The organism is Paraburkholderia sp. BR13444, assembly GCF_040948755.1.
In the GTDB taxonomy this organism is placed as follows: domain Bacteria; phylum Pseudomonadota; class Gammaproteobacteria; order Burkholderiales; family Burkholderiaceae; genus Paraburkholderia; species Paraburkholderia youngii.
The window spans coordinates 91,812-111,656 of the sequence record NZ_JBFPKM010000023.1 but is presented as its reverse complement, the minus strand read 5'-3'; the positions used below and the strand labels follow the sequence as shown (position 1 = coordinate 111,656).

Below are 19,845 nucleotides of genomic sequence, written 5' to 3'. Positions count from 1 at the left end.
GGTGTCGTCGGCGAGAAGGTTAACTCCGCGGGCGCAACGCCCGGACTGACCGGTGCCTGGGCGGTCGCCGCGCGAGCGCTGCTTTCCTCGCTCTTCAACTCGGCCACTGCCTGCTCGGACATCACCCGCGACGGTCCGGAGTCGATCACGACAGGGCGAGCGCTGCCGCGATATACCTGCAGCCATTCGTTCGGTTTGCCAGCAAATAGCTGTGCCGCAGCCGAGCCCTCGCAAGGACCCACGCCCGTCGCCGAGCAGTCGGCGCCCAACGGCGTCATCACGATGCCGCCGCTAAGCACGTCTGCGCGCGTCACGTTTTCGTCGGTGAACACGGTGAAATCGGTGCCGCGCACGCCGAGCGCGGCGACCGGAGTGTTCATCCGATAGTGGTCGCGTGCGGCCTGAGCACCCGTACCCGATATCTCGCGCACCATGCCCCTCGTCAGCGACAGCTTGATGACCGTCTTGCGTGGATCGGCCGGGTTGTATTCGTAGCGTTCGAATGTCAGCGATGAATTGGGTCGCACACTGATAAAGCCGTGATCGACCGTGGTGATGTACACGTAGCCATCTTTGCCCGTCTCGACGGTGTCGCCCTGCTCAATGGAAGCGCCTTTGGCAAGCGGGGTGCAAAACGTTTGCGCGCGTTGTGCACACGCCTGTCCAATCACGAGGACTGCATTGCCAATCGTCGCGGACTCCGCATGCGCGTCATGGTGCACAAGAAATGCCGTGCAAACAACGAACTGCAATGCGGCCGAACGACCCCCTCGAAGTATGCGTTCCTGCATCTGATCTTTTCCCCGAGATCCTCACGGCACTGCGATCGAATAATCCGGTAATGATTAGCGAAATTTTGTAATTAGGATGTGACGGCCGTCACAGATGCCAGCGCTCGATACGCATATCGTCCTGCGTGCCCATGTCAGCAAATTACAATTGAGAGAGATGTCGACCGAAGAAGAAAGAATCAATGGAGGCCCATTAAAGGCCATGGATCTCTTGAAACAACAAAAGCTGCTGCGCAACGTTGCGAACGAAGTCATTGAAGAGACCAGCCGCCACATTCGCTATCGCCGCTTCTCGAAGCGGGAATTCGTCGTTCATAAGGGCGACGCCGGTTCATCGCTACTCATGTTGATGTCCGGGCGCCTGCAGGTGATCGCACTGTCGGAAGACGGCCGCGAGGTGGGACTCGATTTCGTCGAGCCGGGTGACTATTTTGGCGAGTTGTCGATTATCGACGGCGGTCCTCGCTCGGCTTCGATCATTGCGATCACGGAATCAGTGGTCGGCTTTTTGCCGAAGCATCAGGCGCAAACACTGTTTTACCGTAATCCCGCAGTGGTGGAGGCGCTGTTGCAACGGCTGTGCCGCACGATTCGCCAGGCTTCGAATTACCGGTCGATGCTCGGTCTGACGCGCGCTTACGCCAGGGTCTATTCAGTGCTCGAGGCTTCCATGAAAACGAGTGCAGGCGGCCTGTTGACAATCGAGAATCTACCCAACCAGCAGGCCATTGCGATCATGGCCAATGTGAGCCGCGAAACAGTATCGCGCGCGATCCGTTCTCTTATCGACGGAGAGGTGATCGAACGTGACTATCGACGCCTGATCGTTCGCAATGCGGAAATGCTGGCCAAGCTTGCAAGGGGCGAGGCTGAGTTGCAACTACGTGCGAAAGCGATGGGTGAAGGCGCTACGGTCGGGCAATCGCGCCCCTCCTGACCGGTTGTTCGAGCTAGGCCCTGGCAGGAGCGACGCTGTACCGATCAAGCATTCCACTCCATGCGTCACGATTTGTGACGCACATCACACACTCAGCCCCGTTGGTTTGCTTTACTTAAAGTTCCGGTGCGATATGCATTGCCGCCGAAACTTTCATGCAAGCCAAGCTAAAGTTCCTCGAGAAATTCGCCGTCTTTCACCGAAAGAATCCGCGCACCAGATCGTACGATCGGGTCATAAGCATTGGCTCCAATTGCGAAGTGACCTGGAATATCCGCCATCACTTCGAGACGCGAACGGCTTATCCGTTCGATTGGTGGATGACGCCCTTCCGAGCTCTGCTCGACGTTCTCGATGCGCGATTCAGCGGCCTTTTCGAGCCGTCGCATCTGACTATTCCTGCGGATCGAGGCACCGTCGTCGATACGCGCTTCAATCTCATGTATCACCACGATTTCGCGAGAGATGAAGAAGGTCGCGTGATTGTGGACGACGTCGAAAAGCAGCTTCCGGATTTGCGGAAGAAATATGCCCGGAGAATTGATCGCTTCGTCAACGAACTAGACGGCAAAAAGGTGTTGTTCGTTCGAAACAGATGCGGCAACGATCCGGCGTATTTGAATGGCGATTACGGCGACATTCAACCCGATCAATGCATCGAGATTCACCGTGTGCTCTCGGCGCTTCTGCCGCGCACGCAGTTCGATTTGTTCGCGACGAACAAGCCAGGTTTCGAGGCTTTTTCGTATCGCGGCTCCGAAATCTTCAGCGACTCGATCGTCGAGTATGGCGATTGCAGCGACTATATGGTGTCGCCCAAAGGTTGGGCGGAGATGTTCGAGCGCAACCGCATTGTTCTTCGCGCGGGTCATGAGGCATCGACGCGCACCTTGACAGTTTGACCCGGAAAGCACATATCGTCAGGTCGAGTTCGTGACCAGTTAGCCAGATCGACGATAACTAACCATAATCTCCCGGCGGATCGGCGGGACGACTGAATACATGCACCGACTCAACCGGCGATGCTGTTCTAGCCTCGCCGCAACAGGATTCGCGGCGAGCGGCAGCGCATGAATCTGCGCCGTTTTACTTGTATCGGCATCCCGACTTGATTGAATTGAACGCCATTTCGTTTATCCTGTTTCTATAGTCATGCGGTGGTCCAAACCAGCAGTGCTCTCGTCGGAGGTCACGGCCAATGAGTCCCGTCATCGTCACCCTGCTCGTGCTCCTGGGCATCGGGCTGTTGCTTGCGCTCTGGCTAATGGGCATCTACAACGGGCTGGTGGTTGCCCGGAAGCGCTTCGAGAACGCCTTTGCGCAGATCGATGTGCAGCTCAAGCGGCGCTATGACCTGATTCCGAACCTGGTCGAAGCGGTCAAGGGCTATATGGGCCATGAGAGGGAGACGCTCGACGCCGTCATCAAGGCCCGCAACAGCGCGATGGCTGCCGAGCAGAAAGTCGCCGCCAACCCCAGCGACCCGGCGGCCATTAAGGGGTTCAACCAGGCCGAGGCTCAGCTGGGCGGCGTCCTGGGCCGGCTCTTTGCCCTCTCCGAGGCATACCCGGACCTCAAGGCAAACCAGAACATGCTCGCCTTGCAGGAAGAGCTGACTTCGACCGAGAACAAGGTCGGCTTCGCCCGGCAAGCGTTCAACGATGCCGCCACCGAGTACAACATCCGGCGCGAGGTGTTCCCGGCGGTTACCGTGGCCGGCATGTTCGGCTTCAGGCAGGCGACGCTATTGGAAACCGCGGAGACCGAGCGCGCGGCGCCCAAGGTGTCGTTCCGGTAAGCCGGGACCGCATCGCTCTATGCGTCTCATGCTCCCCAAGCCGCTCTGACCGTGACCACCAATTTCTTTCAGCAGCAGGATTCGGCCCGACGCAAGACCTTTCAGCTGGTGGTCTATTTCGTCCTGGCGATCCTGATACTGATCGCCCTGGTCTACGGGCTGCTCGTGGCGTTCAGCACGTATGACGCCCACGCACCCGTGTCCTGGTGGCAGCCGGAGATGCTCCTGTTCGCGGCGCTGGGGGTGGGCCTTGTGGTCGGCGGTGCCAGCGCATTCAAGGTGAGTCAGCTCGCTTCCGGCGGCCAGGCCGTCGCCCTGATGTTGGGCGGCGTGGAGGTGCCCGGCACGACCACCGACCCGCGGCAGAAACGGCTGCTCAACGTCGTCGAGGAGATAGCCCTCGCTGCGGGAGTGCCGGTACCCCCCGTTTATGTTCTGGACGAGCCCGGGATCAATGCCTTCGCGGCCGGCTATGCTCCGGGAGATGCCGTGGTCGCCGTCTCGCAGGGCTGCCTCGACTACCTGACCCGCGACGAGCTCCAGGGCGTGGTGGCCCACGAGTTCAGCCACATCCTCAACGGCGACATGCGACTCAACATCCGGCTAATCGGTCTGATCTTCGGGATCATGGTGTTGTCCATCATCGGCCGCAGCCTGATGTTCGCTTCCAGAGGACGCTCGTCGGGAAGGCAGAATGCCCAGGGCGGCATGGTGCTGCTGGGCCTGGGCGTGTTCGTGCTGGGCCTCGTGGGAGCGTTCTTCGGTCGGCTGATCATGGCGGCGGTGTCGCGGCAGCGCGAGTACCTGGCCGACGCCAGTGCCGTCCAGTTCACGCGCAACCCCGACGGAATCGGCGGGGCGCTCAAGAAGATCGGTGGGCTGGCCGAGGGCTCACGCATAGGCAACCCCCAAGCCGCAGAGGCCGGCCACATGTTTTTCGCCAACGCCTTCGCTGGCGAGGGACTCGCCGGACTGCTAGCTACCCACCCGCCCCTCGTCGAGCGCATCCGCCGGCTCAATCCCCAGTTCGACGGCCGGTTCCCGGAGGTGCGGCCGGTAGGCGTCGATCGGGAAGAACCTGAAGGCCCCCGGCCCAGCCGTGCCCCGCCGTTCGGCGGGGCTCCTACGTTACCGGGGCTTCCGCAGGTGCCGGTGCCGGTCCTGGGGCTCGCCGACGAAACAGCATCCCGGGTCGGCCACATCGATCCGGAACTGATTAGCTATGCGCAGGGGTTACACGACGGTATGCCAGACGCGCTCCTGGTCGCCGCCCAGGAGCCGTTCAGTGCTCGCGCCCTGGTCTACGCCCTGCTCATGGACCCGGGGTCGGACCTGCGGGAACTCCAGCTGACCCGGCTGAAAGCCGGCGCTGAGCCTCAGGACTTTGCCGAGACCCTGCGGCTGATCGCCCCTGTCCAGGCTTTGCCGGACACGCATCGGCTGCCCCTTCTGGACCTGAGCCTGCCAGCACTGCGGCAGATGTCGCCGCGGCAGCATCATTCATTCCGCGCTCAGGTCGAGATGCTAATGATCGCCGACCAGCGACTGAGCTTGTTCGAGTACACGCTTCGCTGTGTACTGCATCGCCATCTCGACGCCCAATTCCTCCCGCAGCGCCCGGCGCGTGCAATGCGCAGTTCCCTGCAGAGCCTCGCGCACCCGGTGGCAACGGTATTGGCGCTATTGGCCTGGGAAGGCCAACCGGAAACCGACCAGGCCGCGCGGGCTTTCGATGCGGGCATGCGCGGCTACATCGGCGGCGAGCACGCCTACCGCTTGCGGCCTCGCGAAGAATGCTCCCTCGCCGGATTCGACGCGGCCCTGCAAACGCTCAATCAATCGGTCCCGGCCATCAAGCGCCGGATCGTCGCCGCCTGCGCGGCCTGCATCCTGGCAAACCAGCAGGTCACCGTCCGCGAAGCGGAGCTGCTCCGCGCCATCTGCGATACGCTCGGCTGCCCGCTACCGCCGCTCGTCGTGCGAGAAGCGGAAGAAGGGTAGTCCTGGCAATGCAGGTGCGAGGCGCTCCCGCCGCGTGTTGTGCCGCTCATAGCTGCATCGTCACGACACGGGCCGGCGGCAGGTTAGCCCAGATGATCCGGCTCGACAGCATCACAAAGTCGCCCATCCCACCGGCATTCACGACGTTTCGGTCCGGCCGGATATCGTAGGTGAACAGAATCACGACACCACCAGGACGCAGGACCTGCCGCCACTGGTCGACAATCTCATCCACCTCGCGATGAGGCAACGAGCGCAAGGGAAGGCACGACACGATCGCGTCGACGCGCAGGTCCAGTGGCAGGCACCAGGCCAGGCGGGCAGCGTCGGCGTGCATGACCGGCACATCCGGGAATCGCCCGCGCAGATGCTGCACGAAGGTAGGGGAGCGCTCGACGACGATCAGCCGGTCGGTTGGCACGCCGCTTTCGAGCAACGCGTGCGTGACCGCGCCGGTACCGCCACCGAGTTCGATGACCACACCGTTGCCTGCCGGCACCTCCCGCGCGAGGCGCGCGGCGAGTCGCCGTGAGCTCGGGCAGATGGCGCCGACCGACCAGGGCGCGGTCGCCCATTCCCGTGCAAACAGCCGGGACGTGTGCAGGGGGCCGGCAACCATTACTGCACCACCTTGATGTCATAGACCTCGGCCTTTGATGCGCCGACGATTTCCTTGTCGTACTCGCCGGTCAGCTCGATGGTGCCCGTCTGATTCACCGGCTGTGCGGCCGGCCAGCGTTTGTGGTCGATCTTGACCGGGAGCTCTCCCGTGCTGTCGGCGAACTGGTACTTTTCGTCGCCGATGGACTTCACGATATGGCCGCGCAGTGCGATGCGCTGGTCTTCCCTGCCTGCGTCGCGAAGCTGTTGGACCGTCGTGGCCGTCGCTTCGGCACCAGGGCCTGTGCATACCGCATGAGCCTCTGCGGCGGACGCGGCGATCAGGCAGGCAACAATGAGCTTCTTCATTGGTTCTCCTTGAACGGGCGACATCGTGGTCGCGACAGAAAGCAGTCTACGGACCCGAGGCTGAAGCCAGAGTGAAGGCGACGATGCGCTGTGTCCGCCACTTAATGCAGTGTTAACCTTCCGGCCGGTAAGCTTGCGACGCCGCGTCAGGGAACCGGCGGGAACAGGATGACGACGGAGGCGAATACTGCTGGCCAAGGACGATCCGCTGATCGGCAATGGACTAAGACTCGGCCTGCGCCGGGAAGGTTTCGCCGCACTACCCTACGGCCGCTTTCGGCGTGTCCAATCTCGCGAGCAGGGCGCGCTCGCTGCGGTGCCGCTTGTCATGTGTAGCCAGGCGCCGCAGCCGCAGACGCACGGCGGCTGACGCATTCTTCATCTTCAGCACAAAACGACGCAATGAATACCATCGAAGCATTCAACCACGCGCTCTTCCTGATGATCAACGGCACGCCGGCAACGCCGGGATGGCTGGTCAGCACGGCGCTCGTCTCTGCAAATTATCTGATCTGGTTAGTCCCCCTCATGCTGGTGATGATGTGGCTTTCCGGGGACCGCCAGCGGCGCGAGCTGGCCCTGCGTGCCTGCTGCGTCGCGCTACTGGCGCTCGGCGTCAACCAGTTGATCGGTCTCGTCTGGCAGCACCCCCGCCCGTTCATGATCGGGCTCGGCCACACCTTCCTGGCGCATGTGCCCGATTCGTCGTTCCCAAGCGATCACGCCACCCTCTTTGCGAGCATCGCGCTGCCGCTGCTCTTCGGGCGGATGTGCTGGCTCGGTGGCATGACGCTCGGTGTGGGTATCATCGTCGCGTGGGCACGCGTGTTTCTCGGCGTGCATTTTCCGCTCGACATGATCGGGGCAGTGGCCGTCGCGTGCATCGCTTATGCGGCAATTGCGCGGCTGTGGCAAACGGGCGGCACGGCGATGACAGATCTGGTGGTCACGCTCTATCGTACGCTGCTCGCATGGCCGATCAGCCGAGGCTGGCTGAGGCCGTGATTGCCTGTCGGATATAGTCTGACCCGTTAGGGCGACGCACGTGGGCGTTGGCAGGCGGAATCGCCGTGGCGCGAGAAGATGCCGAATTCCTGCTTGAAATGCTCCCAGCATTTGCGGTAGTGCCGCGTTCCCCCTGCTCGCGGCCCGCGCGCGGTTCCGCTGCCGCCGCGTGCGCAAATCTGACGGCCACGTGGCGACAGGCTACATTCCCCATCTGAGCGATGGCGTATGGACCGGGCTGTCCCAATGCCGCTTCATTTCGTCGTCCAGCACGCACAAGGTGATCGACGCGCCGGCCATTTCCAGCGACGTCGTAAGCGATCCGACCTGCACGCGCGCAACCGCGAGACCGCGCTGGTGCAGCCACGAGCGAGTGGAATTGAACAACAGATACAGTTCTCCGAGCGGCGTTCCGCCCAGTCCATTGATCAAGACCAGCAACTCGGAGCCGTTCCCCGGCTTCAAATCGGCGATGATCGCCGTCAGCAGCTCTGCCGCGATCGCATCGGCTGTGGCAAAGCGCGCGCGACGCCGCCCTGGCTCGCCATGAATGCCAACGCCGACCTCGATTTCATCGTCGCCGATCTTGAACGTCAGCGTGCCCGCCGCGGGCACCGTGCAACTGGAAAACGCGACGCCCATCGACGCCGTACGCTTGTTGATCCGGTCGCCGAACGCCTTGCATTGTTCGAGATTGGCGCCGCTCTCGGCGAGACTGCCCACCAGTTTCTCGACGATCACGGCACCCGCGACGCCGCGCCGCCCCGTTGTATAACTGGAGTTTTCGACGGCGACATCGTCGTTGATCAACACCATCGCATTCGGCAACTCCGACATCTCGGACGCCATTTCGAAGTTCATCAGATCGCCGGAATAGTTCTTCACGATGAAGAGCGTTCCCGCGCCCGTATCGACGGCCTTGGCGGCTGCCATCATCTGATCGGGCGTCGGCGAAGTGAATACCTGGCCGGGGCACGCGGCATCCAGCATCCCGTACCCGACGAAGCCGATATGCAAAGGCTCGTGTCCCGAGCCGCCGCCCGAGACGAGCGCAACCTTGCCTGGCTTCAGCGTATTGCGCCGCACGAACACAGGGTCGTTGTCGAGCACGACGAGATCACCATGCGCGGCGGCGAATCCAGTAAGGCTCTCAGTTAGAAAGTCGTCGACATGGTTGATAAATTTTTTCATGGTCTGCGCTCCTTTCACTCTCTGTCCTGCGCGAGCCGCGCGCATATCGCACTGATCATCAACTGGCTCGACCGTGCGCCGGGATCGATGTGCCCGCGCGCACGCTCGCCGAGAAACGACGCGCGCCCCTTGGTCGCGAGCATGTCGCGCGTCGCGCGCATGCCCTCTTCGGCCGTCAGCGGCAGCGCGTCGAGCACGGCTTCGGGCGCCGCACTATCTTCGGCTAGTTCCACGAAGCGTGACGAGACGGGGATGAGCACGTCCATCATCGTCTTGCTGCCGATGCCGGCTTTGCCGCGTTGGGCTACGGCGTCGACACCCGCGGCGAAGATCCGCGCCGCGTCCTCCACGCTCATTGTGTCCGCGTTCTGCGCGGCCTTTGCCATGCCATGCAGCAACGAAAAAAACAGCGGCCCCGACGAACCGCCCACGGTCGACAGCAATTTGGAAGCGGCCTGTTCCAGCGCGGGCGCAAACGCCTCGGCCTCGATATCGGCGCGCATCGCAAACAGCGCATCGACGCCCCGCAACAGGTTGAAGATATGATCGCCATCGCCAATCTGCTGATCGAGCGCGGCGATCTCGTCCGTGTGTTTCTTTAGTGTTGCATGCGCGGCCTCGATGCACGCCATGACCGTTTTCCCGTTCATGCCGGAATCCTCCTGCCGTCGGAGCGGAAATAGAGAAGGCTGCGCGGAGGCAGCGACACGCCGACTGTTTGACCAGGCGTGAAATTGCGCTCGGTCATGGTCGTCGCGACGATGGCGGCGCCGTCGCGCTCCATGATCAGCAGATGTCGCAGCGGGGAATATTCAAGCACGCGAAGATTGATCACGTCGCGCGTATCAGGCGCGTGCAGCACGATGTCTTCAGGCCGGATCGCGACCGTCGACGTGCCGGCCGGCATCGTGGAAGGATCGAACAACATGGGCGGCAGCAAGTTGATGGGCGGCGAGCCGAGACGTTGCGCAGCGCCAAGTGAAGCGGGATTGCCATACACATCGCGCGGCGCACCAATCTGCACGATGCGTCCCTGCTCGAGTATGCCGATGCGATCCGCAAGCGTGGTCGCTTCGACCTGATCGTGCGTCACGTAGATGATCGTCGCGCCGATCGTGCGATGCAGACGCTTCAGTTCGATTCGCATCTCCTCGCGCAACTTCGCATCGAGCGACGACAGCGGCTCATCCATCAGAAACACCTTGGGCTGACGCACTAGCGCGCGTCCGATGGCGACTCGCTGCATCTCGCCGCCCGACAGATGCGTCGCCAGATTGCCAAGTTTCGACTCGATGTGCAGCATCTGCGCGACCATCTGCACGCGCGCGGTGACTTCCGCCTCGCTCACGCGCCGCCGCGGGGAGCGCAGTGGAAACGCCAGGTTGCCAAACACCGTCAGATGCGGGTACAGCGAATACTGCTGAAAGACGAAGGCGACGTCTCGGTCCGCCGGATGCATGTCCTTCGCGGCGGCACCGTCGATGAATATTTCGCCTTCGTCGGGGCGTTCGAGACCAGCGATGAGCCGCAACGTGGTGGTCTTGCCCGCGCCGCTCGGCCCGAGCAACACGACGAACTCGCCCTCTTTCACGTCGAACGACACATCATCCACCGCGACGATATCGCCAAATCGCTTCGTCACCCCATGCAGGCGAATCTCAGACATAAGCGCCTCCGTTGCTGCGTCCGTTGACGGCCGTCTGCCGCACAGCGCCGGGCAGCAGCACGCCGCTGGATGCGTCGTACATCAGCGTGCGCTCCTTGTGAAACGACAACCCGACCTGCGCTCCCGCCGCTCTTCCTTCGTTCTTGCCGACCCGCACGCGCACCACGCCGAGCGCCGTTTCGACGACCAGAATCTGATGCGAGCCGAGATACTCGTCGGCAATCACGCGTCCACGCAACGCACTGTGCTCGTCGATCACGACGTGCTCGGGCCGCACGCCAAGCAGCGCTTTCGCGGCGGATCCAACAGTGCGCGGCACCGACACGGCCACACCGCGGAGCGAGACCGATTCCACGCCCGCTTCGACGCCGCCGTCCACCGCCAGAAAATTCATCGGGGGGCTGCCGATAAAGCTCCCAACGAACACGGTCGCTGGGAAGTGATAGACCTCGTGCGGCGACGCGGATTGCAGCACCTCGCCGCCGCTCATCACAACGATGTCGTCGGCCATCGCCATCGCTTCCCGTTGGTCGTGCGTCACGTAGACCGTCGTTGCGTTGAGCGCATTGTGCAGCTTGCGCAACTCAAGGCACATCAGTTCGCGGAAATCCGCGTCGAGCGTGCCCAGCGGCTCGTCCATCAGAAAAGCCTTCGGGTGCCGGACAATCGCGCGGCCCAAGGCGACGCGTTGACGATCGCCGCCCGACAGCCCACCCGTCTTTCGGTCCAGCAGACTTTCGATGCGCAGCATATGCGCGGCCGCATCGACACGCGCCGCAATCTCGCGGCGCGAAATGCCTTCGTTCTTCAGCGGAAAGGCGATGTTGTTCCGCACAGTCATATGGGGATAGAGCGCGAACATCTGGAACACAAACGCAATATCGCGTTGACGCGCCCGCAATCCCGTCACATCTTCGCCGTCGATCAAAATCTGGCCTGAGGTCGGCAGTTCGAGCCCGGCAATCATGCGCAACGTCGTCGTTTTGCCGCAGCCGGACGGTCCGAGCAGTACGACGAAGCGGCCGTTGCTCACGGTGAGATTCGTATCGTGCACCGCAGTGAAGGCGCCGAAGCGTTTATGAAGGTTGGAGAGAACGATCGTCGACATGGCTCACTCCGGGAAGTGACTGGTGACGACGAAAGCCAGCGCGCCCACTAGAATCACGGGAAACGACCAGGTGTAGAGATCGACCGTGAATGGCTGGACGAGCATCGCAATGCCGAGACCGATAAGCACGGTCGATGCGCCCTCACAGTAACGCCGTCGGAACAGGCGGCGGCGCGGCATGGCAGGTTGGGCTTTCATTTGCGCACTGCTCCAAAGGTGATCCCGCGCAACAGATGCTTGCGCAGTACAACGGTAAAGATCAGGATGGGCAGAACGAACAGCGTCGTGGCGGCCGCGACGGCCGGCCAGTCCTGTCCGCCTTCGCCGATGATGAACGGAATGAACGGCGGCATCGTCTGTGCATCGCCGCTCGTCAGCAGCAATGCGAACGCGTACTCGTTCCATGCAAAGATCAGACAGAAAATGGCCGTCGCGGCAATGCCCGTGATCGCCTGGGGCAGCACGACCTTGACGAAAGCCTGCAACCGCGTATATCCGTCGACGAGGGCTGCTTCCTCATATTCGCGCGGGATTTCGTCCATGAATCCTTTGAGCAGCCACACCGCGAGCGACACGTTCACAGCCGTGTAGAGCACGATCATGCCGAGGTAGCTATCGGAGAGGCCGAGAGCGCGATACATCAGATAGATGGGAATCGCGACGGCGATGGGCGGCATCATCCGCGTCGACAGAATGAAGAACAGCAAGTCGTCGGCAAGCGGAATCCTGAAACGCGAGAACGCATAGGCTGCGAGCGTGCCGAGAAAAACCGCAAGGAAGGTCGAGCCGAAGCCGATCACGAGCGAATTGACGAAGCGCGGCAAGACTTTCGATGGCCCCGCAATCACCATATTGCGCTTGCGCACATCGCGGTCATACCAGGTTTGAGCGGGCGGCAAGCTCGCGATGAACTCGGGCGTCTGCCTCGAGCGGATGGTGAACAGATTCACATAGCCCTCCATCGACGGGTGGAAAACCACGACGGGCGGATAGGCAACCGCGTCTTCCTGCGTCTTGAAGCTCGTCAGGATGATCCATACGATCGGCAGGGCCGCAATCAGTGCGTAGGCGATAACGATGAAGGCGGCGAACGTCTTGCTGCGCGGCGATGCCGCCACCACCGACTGTTGAAGCGCAAGGTCTGTCATCGCTGTTTCACCCGGTTGAGTGCCTTCACATAGATATTCGCCGCGCCGAAGACCGCCACGAACAGGATGATCGCCAGTGCGGACGAGTACCCCGTCTGCCACTTCTCGAACGCAGCGCGCTTGAGCGTGATCGACACAGTTTCCGTTACGGAGCCTGGGCCGCCTGATGTCAGCAGGTTCACCATGTCAAACATCTTGAAGTTCTCGATACCGCGAAAGAGGATCGCAAGCATCAGGAACGGCAGGGTCATCGGCAAGGTGATCGACCAGAATTGCCGCCACGGCGAAGCACGGTCCACTTCGGCCGCTTCGTAGATGTAGTCCGGAATCGAACGCAATCCCGCGAGACAGATCAGCATCACGTACGGCGTCCACATCCAGGTATCGACCATCACGATGGTCCACGGCGCGAGCGGCACGTCTCCGATCATCTGAAACGAGTTTGGCGGAATGCCCGTGAAAAAGCTGACGATATCGTTGAAAAGTCCCGTTTGCGGTTGCAGCAGGAAGGTCCAGAAGTTGCCGACCACAGCGGGCGAAAGCATCATCGGCAGTAGAATCAGCGTGGTCCAGAAGCTATGGCCGCGGAACTGCCGGTTGATCAGCAGCGCGAGCCCGAAACCGAGGAGCACTTCGAGCCCGACCGACCAGAACACGAAGCGCGCCGTCACCTGCATGGCGTACCAGATGTCTTCGTCGGTGAGTATGTCCGTGTAATTGTCGATGCCGACATTGCGCGCAGGCACGCTCGGCATGTTCGACTTGAAGTTCGTGAACGACAACCGCAATGCCCAGATCAACGGAAAGATGTTGATGGCGAGCAGCAGCACGATAGTCGGAAGAATGAACAGCCACGCGATCGTCCGGTCCGACAGCCCGCGCAGGCGCGCGGCAGCGCGCGTCTGCGCTTGCGTCTGCAACCCTTCCGGAGGAAAAGGCTTGTTTGCCAACATGCCTGACTCCTTGTTGTCGCTGACCGACAAGATTGATCGGCTTGCCGGTCCGCGTGTTCATGTGCAATGACGCTAATTCTTCCCTTCAGCCTTGAAGACCTTGTTCCAGTCCTTGACGAGCAGATCGAGCGCTTCCTTCGAGGTGCCTTTATCGGCAACCACATAGTCGTGCACGCGCTTTTGCATGTCGAGCAGCAGCTCGGCATACGCGGGCTCGGCCCAGAAGTCTTTGACGATCGCCATCGACTTCAGGAATGCAGGCGCAAATGGCGCGCTCTTCGGAAAGTCCGGCGCATCTACCACTGACTTCGCCGCCGAGTAGCCGCCGAGTTGCCACCACTTATTCTGCACATCGGGCTGCGCAAACCACTTGATGTATTCGAGCGCGTCAGCCTTGTGGTCTGAGTACGACACGACGGAAATGCCTTGCCCGCCGAGCTGTGTGAACTGTTTCGTTTCTTTTGGATTGACGAAGAAGCCGATCTTGTCGCCGCCGACATTCGGGTCCTTGTACAGTCCGGGGAAGAAGGCAAACCAGTTCATCTGCATCGCGACCTGGCCAGATTTGAACGCATCGAGCCCTTCCTGCATGTAGGCGTTCGTCATGCCCGGCGCCGTGCAACACTTGTAAAGCGCCTTGTAGAATTCGAGCCCCTTGATGGCGCCTGGCGAATTCACGAAGCCGTCGAGGCGATAAGGCTTGTTCGGGTCCTCGTATTCAAAGCCAAAGTTATAGAGCATGTTGGTCGCGCCCATCGTGATCCCTTCCGAACCGCGCTCTGTGAAGATATACACGCCATACACGGTTTTGCCGTCGATCTTTCGGCCCTGAAAGAACTCGGCTGTCTGCTTGAGCTCATCCATCGTAGTGGGCGGTTCGAGTTCGCGCTTGTACTTCTGTTTGAACTCCGCGCGCAGTTCGGGCCTCGCAAACCAGTCCTTGCGATACGTCCAGCCGACGGCGTCCGCCATTGCGGGCAGCGCCCAATAATTCGGCGTGTTCTTTGGCCATTCCGAGTAGCCGACGACGGTCGCCGGCACGAAATCGTTCATCGAAATCTTGTTCTTGTCGAAGAAATCATTAAGCTTCACGTAGTGCCCATTGACCGCGGCACCGCCAATCCACTGACTATCTCCGATGATGAGGTCGCAAAGTTTTCCGTGCGAATTGAGTTCATTGATAAAGCGGTCCGCGTAGCTCGTCCACGGCACGAACTCGAATTTCATCGCAATGCCGGTTTTCGCCGTAAAGTCTTTCGACAATTCGACGAGTGCATTGGCGGGGTCCCATGCGGCCCAACATAACGTCAACTGCTTGCCCTGCGCGTGTGCCGCCGATCCGAAGCTCAGCCCCAGTGACGCCAGCAGCGCCGCGATTACCCTTGCTGTCGTAAGACGTAACATGTCTCTTCTCCTTGTCTCCGTCGGGTCTCCAACCTGATGACAGACAGCGCCCATGCGCCGGACGCTGTATTTAGAGCACTGGCAGACTCAGCGAGCCGTCCGCGTGTCGCGAGCTTCAGGCATGCGCATTCTCACGAAGATAAATACGGGTTTCGGGCGTCGGAATGGCGAGCACGCCGCGCACGTCGTTCAGTAAATTGATGGCGGCGAGCCCCGCGCAATGGACGATGCCGCGCACATCCTGATCGAGGATGACGTCGATCGCCCGCTCCGACAGTTGCGCCCGAGTGTCGGCCGTGCACTCGTGGCCGATCAGCACGACGCGCGTCTTGTCACCCGATTCCTGCAACGTCGATGCGATGCCGGAAATGCCACCACCCGTCACATACACGCCGACAAGATCGGGGTGCCCCGCCATTAGCCCTTGCACAGCAAGACCGGCGCTGTCGTCGTCCTCGGCGAAGTCGGGCTCGGTCAGCCAGCGCAGGTTGCGAAAGTCTTCCTCGAGAACCTGGGAGAAGCCCGTACGACGCTCCAGCTGATCGTGCAAACGCGACGACGCCGACAGCACCGCGACCGTGCCGATGCGCGCGCCCACGAAGCGTCCCATCAGCAGACCCGCCGTTCTTCCAGCGATCCGGTTATCGACGCCGACATACGCAGCCCGCGCACTCGACGGTAAATCCGAAAAGACGGTGACGACGGGCACATTCGCATCGGTCATGTCCTGGATCATTCGCTCGACCCACGGGTAGTCGAGCGGCACGAGCACGAGCGCGTCATAGTCGATCAGTCGCTGTGCGAGCGATGTTGCGTCGCGCTGGCTGGACAGGTCGCAACGATAGAACGACGAGACGAGACGATGCTCGCGAAAGAAGCTGGCGGACAGCGCAATATCGCGCTCGACCTGATCGAGAAAGCGGGAGTTGATTTGCGGTAAGACGAAAGCGACCCGGAATGACGTGGTTTTCGCCGGCCGGCCGCGGCTTGCGCGTTCGTCACGCAACGTGGCCAGCGCGAGATGGACGCGCTCGGCTGTCTCCGGACGGACCCCCTGGTCGTCGCGCAGCACCCGATCGACCGTGGCCACGCTCACGCCGGCTCGACGCGCAATCATCATACGTGTAGCCGGCATGGGTCTCCTCCGGTGCCAGGCGAAGAATCGTTTTGTTAACCAAAGATAGTTTTTCGCGCGCGAAATGCAAGCTTTTTTGACGCGTTAAATGCGTCAAACCGGATCGTCGCCGAACCCGCTTACCGAAGACGAGCGCAAGCGCATCGCGGTGCATGAGGCGGGGTCACGGTCTGGTCGCCGCGCCGCCTGGCACCGGCGTGCTCGAGCAGGTGACGATCATGCCGCGTGGCTGCGCGCTTGGCGTCGCGCTGATCACAAAGGCGCAGGATAAGCACCTGTACCGCGAGACGGAAATCCGCAACGAAGTCGAGGTGCTGCTCGGCGGACGCAACGCGGAGATCCTGATGTTCGCAGAAGCGTCGAGCGGCGCTGCGTCGGATTTGCAGGAGGCCTCGCGTATCGGCCTCGATATGGTGTCGAAGTTCGAATGGCGCTCGTGTACTTCCCCCTTCCGGATCAACAAGCACTTGGGGGTCCACGAGCCCACTCGCTTCATACATGTCCAGCCAAATGAAAGCGTGACGCGGGATGCCATAGCCTGACCGCTGTCGCGACCGCCTCACCCACCCATGTGCGCCGCCACACCATGAGGCAGGGCTCACCAATGTCCATCTCCAGTTGCCGGCGGATCTGCGCGTCGGGCTTGTGCGCATAGATGCGGAATTCCGCGCGCTGGATCGGTGCCAGCCGCACCATGTAACGATTGGGGGTTTCCAACGAGAAATCCCGCTCCAGATAGTGCGGGAACACCTTTGGATTGACGTAGCGGTCTTCATACTGGATCGGCTCCCCCTCCTCCAGATGCACGATGGTGGAGTGGAACACCGGACCGCTGGCGAGATCGAGTTCGCTGATCGCCGTCTGCAGGTTGCTCGTCTCGAGCCTGATCACGCGCGCGGCGTGTCGATGGCCTCGCGAGGCAATCTCATCGGCGATATTGCGGATTTCGAGCACCGTGGACTCATACTCGCGCGGCGCCACAAAGGTGCCCCAGCCCTGCACGCGCGTCAGGACGCGCTCGGTGGTCAATTCGCGCAAGGCGCGGGAGACCGTCATGCGAGCCACCCCGAATTCCTTGACGAGCATGGTCTCCGAAGGAATCGCGTCCCCCGGCTTCCACGTGCCGTTCGCGATGCGCTCTATCACGTAGCGCTTGATCTGCTCATATGCGGGCGCAAGCTTGCGCTGCGTCCGTCCTGTTTCTTCCACTGCCTGCACGGTAGAGTTCATGCGCGTCATTTTCCCAACATGATCTATTTCTTGCTGGCGCTGTGCAACACCTCGCTCGAGTCCACTCGAGTGCCTCAACTGCCCACTGCGCCAGGCATGGCGTCGTTGGCGGGCTGCGCGGTACTGCGCGCCGCGGGCTCCATCGCCGCGGCCGTCCACAGGACAGGCGCCGACCTCGCGGGCACCGGGTCGGGCACCGGCGGCGGATCGCGATCGGCGATCATGCGGAAGGCCAGCGTCATATCGTCGGCAAGCGGGCGGTCATCGCGATAGGTCGGCACAATGGCGCGAATTTGTGCGTGCAGCCCCTCGGTGTATGGCGCGCGCTCGGCCTTGACCGGCTGCAGGTCGTACGCCTGCACCGCCGCGAGCAGCTCGATGCCGAGGATGCGGCTGCTGTTTTCGAGCACCGCGAGCGCCTTGAGCGCAGCCGGCGTCGCGTGGCAGAGATGATCCTCCTGCAGCCCCGAGGTCACGCCACCATCGAGGCTTGCGGGCGCGGCCTCGCGCCGGTTCTGGGCAACCAGCGAGGCTGCCGTGTACTGCGCAATCATGAAGCCCGAGCGCGTGCCGCTTGCTTGCGCCAGGAAGGCGGGCAAGCCGCTCACCAGTGGATTCACGAGCCGATCGAGACGGCGTTCGGCCATCGCGGCGACCTGAGCCAGCGCGGCGGCGAGACTGTCCATGGCGAGCGCGATCGAAGCGCCCACTGCATGCGCCTGCGAATACACCTGAGGCTCTTGCGGTGTACCCGCGACGATCGGATTGTCGGTCGTCGAGGCCAGCTCGCGATTCACCACTTCCGCCGTGGCGGCCAGTACGTCGCGCGCCGCGCCGTGAACGTGCGGAATCGTGCGCATGCTGAGCGGATCCTGCGTGCGACGTCCGATCGACGCCCCCAACAAGCCGCTACCGGCAAGCGCCGCCCGCATACGCGCGCCCACCTGGGCAAGCCCGGGCGATACGCGAAACGCCAGCGCTCCCGCGTCGAAGGCCGCCATCTGTCCGCCAAGATTTTCGAAGCTCATAGCGGACACCACATCGGCCCAGTCTAGCAGCCGCTGCGCGCGCCGGAGTGCAAGTGCCGCGAGGCCGGTCACGCAGGGCGTGCCGTTCACGAGGCTCAAACCCTCTTTCGCTACGAGCGACAGGGGTTCGAACCCGAGCCGCCGCAGCGCCTCGGCGCCGCTCATGCGTTCGCCGCGCCACTTCACGTGCCCCGCACCCACGCAGACCAGCGCGATGTGCGCCATGTGGCTCAGGTAGCCGACGGAGCCAAAGGCGGGCACCTCGGGCAGGCAGTCCGCTTCGAGCAGCGCGAGCAGACGCTCGACGACTTCAATACGCACACCCGAGTGTCCATGCGCGTAGTTGTTGATGGCGGCCGCCATGATCGCGCGCGTCTCCTCGGCGCCGAGCGGCGCACCAACGCCCACCGCGTGGCTCATCAGGATGTTGTGCGACAGATCGTGCTGCTCGGCTGGCGACACCACCACATCGCACAGCGCGCCCACGCCCGTATTCACGCCATACGCGCGAATGCCGCGCGCAACGATCTGATCGATGAGTTCGCGAGCGGCACGGATCCGTGCACGCGCGTGCGCGGAAAGCTCGAGCGTGGCGCCCGCCGCGACTGCGCAAACGTCGCGCCAGTCGAGAGGCTGCTCGGAACGGGTAACTGACATAACGCGGCCTGCCGGTGGATTATTGGGTGTTGCGGTCTTCATGGCTCGACACGAATTGGCGGAAACGCTGCGATTTCAGATCGCCGAAGACCTCCTCGGGCGTGCCGTCCGAGTCCACCTGGCCCTGATGCAGAAACATCACGCGATTGGACACGTGCCTGGCGAATCCCATTTCGTGTGTCACCACGAGCATCGTGCGACCTTCGTCGGCCAGCGCGCGCATCACGCGCAGCACTTCGCCGACCAGTTCCGGGTCGAGCGCCGAGGTGGGCTCGTCGAACAGCATTACCTTCGGATGCATGGCGAGCGCCCGTGCAATCGCCACGCGCTGCTGCTGGCCGCCCGAGAGGTGGGCCGGGTAGTGGCCGCGCTTGTCCGCGAGCCCCACCTTGGCGAGCAGCGCCTCGGCCTCCTCGACGGCCTCCGCGCGGCTGCGCTTTTGCACCCGCATCGGACCTTCGATCAGGTTCTCGATCACGGTCATGTGAGACCACAGGTTGAAGTTCTGGAACACCATACCGAGCTGCGAACGCACGCGGTCCACCTGGCGGCGGTCGTCCGGGTGCAGCTTGCCGTCGCGGCGGCGCTTCATTTTGAGCTCCTCGCCGCCGAGCGCAACCGAGCCATCGTCCGGAATCTCAAGCAGGTTCAGGCAGCGCAGGAAGGTGCTCTTGCCCGAGCCGCTCGCGCCGAGAATGGAAATCACGTCGCCTTCATGGGCGTCGAGCGAAATGCCCTTGAGGACATGATGGTCACCGAAGGACTTGTGGATGTTTCTCACGGAAAGGGCGACCGGTGCAGCTGCATTCATAAGTTTCTCCGGA

20 protein-coding genes and 1 pseudogene are annotated in these 19,845 nt (G+C 62.2%); 6 read left to right on the top strand and 15 right to left on the bottom strand.

What is annotated here, in order from left to right; translation table 11 throughout:
* Positions 1 to 563: FecR domain-containing protein (locus AB3X95_RS36660; protein ID WP_368623808.1), on the bottom strand; the 563-nt coding region annotated here is incomplete at its 3' end.
* Positions 564 to 885: 322 nt separating this feature from the next.
* On the opposite strand from AB3X95_RS36660, the gene AB3X95_RS36655 reads away from it, so the two are divergent.
* The 4 genes from AB3X95_RS36655 to AB3X95_RS36640 all read left to right on the top strand — a co-directional run bounded on the left by AB3X95_RS36655 (position 886) and on the right by AB3X95_RS36640 (position 5,527).
* A complete protein-coding gene (locus AB3X95_RS36655) occupies positions 886 to 1,728 on the top strand; it encodes a Crp/Fnr family transcriptional regulator (protein ID WP_260332217.1) in 843 nt (280 codons plus the stop codon).
* 155 nt (positions 1,729 to 1,883) lie between these two features.
* On the top strand, positions 1,884 to 2,630 hold the full coding sequence (locus AB3X95_RS36650; RefSeq protein WP_368623807.1) for a DUF1796 family putative cysteine peptidase: 747 nt from the start codon (positions 1,884 to 1,886) through the stop codon (positions 2,628 to 2,630).
* Between the two features lie 296 nt (positions 2,631 to 2,926).
* The gene (locus AB3X95_RS36645) at positions 2,927 to 3,526 is read left to right on the top strand and encodes a LemA family protein (protein ID WP_176120486.1); all 600 of its coding nucleotides are present in this window, start codon (positions 2,927 to 2,929) and stop codon (positions 3,524 to 3,526) included.
* 51 nt (positions 3,527 to 3,577) lie between these two features.
* Positions 3,578 to 5,527 carry a M48 family metallopeptidase gene (locus AB3X95_RS36640; protein ID WP_368623806.1) on the top strand — a complete coding sequence of 650 codons (1,950 nt, stop codon included), beginning with the start codon at positions 3,578 to 3,580 and terminating at the stop codon, positions 5,525 to 5,527.
* A 46-nt stretch (positions 5,528 to 5,573) separates the two neighbouring features.
* Here the strand turns inward: AB3X95_RS36640 and AB3X95_RS36635 are convergent, their stop codons facing one another.
* Together AB3X95_RS36635 and AB3X95_RS36630 are read right to left on the bottom strand one after the other, a co-directional pair.
* Complete coding sequence (locus tag AB3X95_RS36635; RefSeq protein WP_176107363.1) at positions 5,574 to 6,146, bottom strand: class I SAM-dependent methyltransferase; 573 nt, start codon at positions 6,144 to 6,146, stop codon at positions 5,574 to 5,576.
* A complete protein-coding gene (locus tag AB3X95_RS36630; RefSeq protein WP_368623805.1) occupies positions 6,146 to 6,496 on the bottom strand; it encodes a NirD/YgiW/YdeI family stress tolerance protein in 351 nt (116 codons plus the stop codon). Before AB3X95_RS36630 ends, AB3X95_RS36635 begins: the two co-directional genes overlap by 1 nt.
* A 402-nt stretch (positions 6,497 to 6,898) precedes the next feature.
* Between AB3X95_RS36630 and AB3X95_RS36625 the strand changes: the two genes are divergently transcribed.
* Entirely contained in the window at positions 6,899 to 7,501 is a 603-nt protein-coding gene (locus tag AB3X95_RS36625; protein ID WP_368623804.1) for a phosphatase PAP2 family protein, read from the top strand.
* A gap of 201 nt (positions 7,502 to 7,702) precedes the next feature.
* Here the strand turns inward: AB3X95_RS36625 and dhaK are convergent, their stop codons facing one another.
* The 9 genes from dhaK to AB3X95_RS36580 form a co-directional block, all read right to left on the bottom strand.
* On the bottom strand, positions 7,703 to 8,692 hold the full coding sequence (gene dhaK, locus AB3X95_RS36620) for a dihydroxyacetone kinase subunit DhaK (RefSeq protein WP_152767297.1): 990 nt from the start codon (positions 8,690 to 8,692) through the stop codon (positions 7,703 to 7,705).
* A gap of 14 nt (positions 8,693 to 8,706) precedes the next feature.
* Positions 8,707 to 9,342 carry a dihydroxyacetone kinase subunit DhaL gene (gene dhaL, locus AB3X95_RS36615; protein ID WP_184226768.1) on the bottom strand — a complete coding sequence of 212 codons (636 nt, stop codon included), beginning with the start codon at positions 9,340 to 9,342 and terminating at the stop codon, positions 8,707 to 8,709.
* Positions 9,339 to 10,358, bottom strand: a complete 1,020-nt coding sequence (locus tag AB3X95_RS36610) for an ABC transporter ATP-binding protein (RefSeq protein WP_368623803.1) — start codon at positions 10,356 to 10,358, stop codon at positions 9,339 to 9,341. The genes dhaL and AB3X95_RS36610 overlap by 4 nt, the downstream gene beginning before the upstream one ends.
* Positions 10,351 to 11,466 (bottom strand): ABC transporter ATP-binding protein, encoded by a 1,116-nt coding sequence (locus tag AB3X95_RS36605; protein ID WP_368623802.1) that lies wholly within the window; start codon positions 11,464 to 11,466, stop codon positions 10,351 to 10,353. Before AB3X95_RS36605 ends, AB3X95_RS36610 begins: the two co-directional genes overlap by 8 nt.
* 3 nt (positions 11,467 to 11,469) lie before the next feature.
* Positions 11,470 to 11,664 carry a hypothetical protein gene (locus AB3X95_RS36600; RefSeq protein WP_013094038.1) on the bottom strand — a complete coding sequence of 65 codons (195 nt, stop codon included), beginning with the start codon at positions 11,662 to 11,664 and terminating at the stop codon, positions 11,470 to 11,472.
* On the bottom strand, positions 11,661 to 12,614 hold the full coding sequence (locus AB3X95_RS36595) for a carbohydrate ABC transporter permease (RefSeq protein ID WP_152767293.1): 954 nt from the start codon (positions 12,612 to 12,614) through the stop codon (positions 11,661 to 11,663). The genes AB3X95_RS36600 and AB3X95_RS36595 overlap by 4 nt, the downstream gene beginning before the upstream one ends.
* Complete coding sequence (locus tag AB3X95_RS36590; protein WP_176368213.1) at positions 12,611 to 13,567, bottom strand: carbohydrate ABC transporter permease; 957 nt, start codon at positions 13,565 to 13,567, stop codon at positions 12,611 to 12,613. The genes AB3X95_RS36595 and AB3X95_RS36590 overlap by 4 nt, the downstream gene beginning before the upstream one ends.
* A 72-nt stretch (positions 13,568 to 13,639) precedes the next feature.
* Positions 13,640 to 14,971: an ABC transporter substrate-binding protein gene (locus AB3X95_RS36585; RefSeq protein ID WP_368623801.1), complete on the bottom strand. Its 1,332-nt coding sequence runs from the start codon at positions 14,969 to 14,971 to the stop codon at positions 13,640 to 13,642.
* 115 nt (positions 14,972 to 15,086) lie between these two features.
* Entirely contained in the window at positions 15,087 to 16,106 is a 1,020-nt protein-coding gene (locus tag AB3X95_RS36580) for a LacI family DNA-binding transcriptional regulator (protein WP_176120477.1), read from the bottom strand.
* A 118-nt stretch (positions 16,107 to 16,224) separates the two neighbouring features.
* Here AB3X95_RS36580 and AB3X95_RS36575 point away from each other — a divergent pair.
* Positions 16,225 to 16,531 (top strand): annotated as a pseudogene (locus tag AB3X95_RS36575) (cell division protein); the annotation flags it as partial.
* A gap of 67 nt (positions 16,532 to 16,598) precedes the next feature.
* Here the strand turns inward: AB3X95_RS36575 and hutC are convergent.
* The 3 genes from hutC to AB3X95_RS36560 form a co-directional block, all read right to left on the bottom strand.
* Positions 16,599 to 17,336 (bottom strand): histidine utilization repressor, encoded by a 738-nt coding sequence (gene hutC, locus AB3X95_RS36570; protein WP_368623800.1) that lies wholly within the window; start codon positions 17,334 to 17,336, stop codon positions 16,599 to 16,601.
* A 74-nt stretch (positions 17,337 to 17,410) separates the two neighbouring features.
* Positions 17,411 to 19,021 (bottom strand): histidine ammonia-lyase, encoded by a 1,611-nt coding sequence (gene hutH / locus AB3X95_RS36565; protein ID WP_368623799.1) that lies wholly within the window; start codon positions 19,019 to 19,021, stop codon positions 17,411 to 17,413.
* A gap of 19 nt (positions 19,022 to 19,040) precedes the next feature.
* On the bottom strand, positions 19,041 to 19,832 hold the full coding sequence (locus AB3X95_RS36560; protein ID WP_018437499.1) for an ABC transporter ATP-binding protein: 792 nt from the start codon (positions 19,830 to 19,832) through the stop codon (positions 19,041 to 19,043).
* Positions 19,833 to 19,845 lie beyond the last annotated feature (13 nt).

What these genes read in the sequence shown, in the direction of transcription:
- AB3X95_RS36655 (WP_260332217.1), top strand. Translation starts at nt 886, where the DNA reads ATGCCAGCGCTCGATACGCATATCGTCCTGCGTGCCCATGTCAGCAAA.
- AB3X95_RS36650 (WP_368623807.1), top strand. Translation starts at nt 1,884, where the DNA reads ATGCAAGCCAAGCTAAAGTTCCTCGAGAAATTCGCCGTCTTTCACCGA.
- AB3X95_RS36645 (WP_176120486.1), top strand. Translation starts at nt 2,927, where the DNA reads ATGAGTCCCGTCATCGTCACCCTGCTCGTGCTCCTGGGCATCGGGCTG.
- AB3X95_RS36635 (WP_176107363.1), bottom strand. Translation starts at nt 6,146, where the DNA reads ATGGTTGCCGGCCCCCTGCACACGTCCCGGCTGTTTGCACGGGAATGG.
- AB3X95_RS36630 (WP_368623805.1), bottom strand. Translation starts at nt 6,496, where the DNA reads ATGAAGAAGCTCATTGTTGCCTGCCTGATCGCCGCGTCCGCCGCAGAG.
- AB3X95_RS36625 (WP_368623804.1), top strand. Translation starts at nt 6,899, where the DNA reads ATGAATACCATCGAAGCATTCAACCACGCGCTCTTCCTGATGATCAAC.
- dhaK (WP_152767297.1), bottom strand. Translation starts at nt 8,692, where the DNA reads ATGAAAAAATTTATCAACCATGTCGACGACTTTCTAACTGAGAGCCTT.
- dhaL (WP_184226768.1), bottom strand. Translation starts at nt 9,342, where the DNA reads ATGAACGGGAAAACGGTCATGGCGTGCATCGAGGCCGCGCATGCAACA.
- AB3X95_RS36610 (WP_368623803.1), bottom strand. Translation starts at nt 10,358, where the DNA reads ATGTCTGAGATTCGCCTGCATGGGGTGACGAAGCGATTTGGCGATATC.
- AB3X95_RS36605 (WP_368623802.1), bottom strand. Translation starts at nt 11,466, where the DNA reads ATGTCGACGATCGTTCTCTCCAACCTTCATAAACGCTTCGGCGCCTTC.
- AB3X95_RS36600 (WP_013094038.1), bottom strand. Translation starts at nt 11,664, where the DNA reads ATGAAAGCCCAACCTGCCATGCCGCGCCGCCGCCTGTTCCGACGGCGT.
- AB3X95_RS36595 (WP_152767293.1), bottom strand. Translation starts at nt 12,614, where the DNA reads ATGACAGACCTTGCGCTTCAACAGTCGGTGGTGGCGGCATCGCCGCGC.
- AB3X95_RS36590 (WP_176368213.1), bottom strand. Translation starts at nt 13,567, where the DNA reads ATGTTGGCAAACAAGCCTTTTCCTCCGGAAGGGTTGCAGACGCAAGCG.
- AB3X95_RS36585 (WP_368623801.1), bottom strand. Translation starts at nt 14,971, where the DNA reads ATGTTACGTCTTACGACAGCAAGGGTAATCGCGGCGCTGCTGGCGTCA.
- AB3X95_RS36580 (WP_176120477.1), bottom strand. Translation starts at nt 16,106, where the DNA reads ATGCCGGCTACACGTATGATGATTGCGCGTCGAGCCGGCGTGAGCGTG.
- hutC (WP_368623800.1), bottom strand. Translation starts at nt 17,336, where the DNA reads ATGAACTCTACCGTGCAGGCAGTGGAAGAAACAGGACGGACGCAGCGC.
- hutH (WP_368623799.1), bottom strand. Translation starts at nt 19,021, where the DNA reads ATGTCAGTTACCCGTTCCGAGCAGCCTCTCGACTGGCGCGACGTTTGC.
- AB3X95_RS36560 (WP_018437499.1), bottom strand. Translation starts at nt 19,832, where the DNA reads ATGAATGCAGCTGCACCGGTCGCCCTTTCCGTGAGAAACATCCACAAG.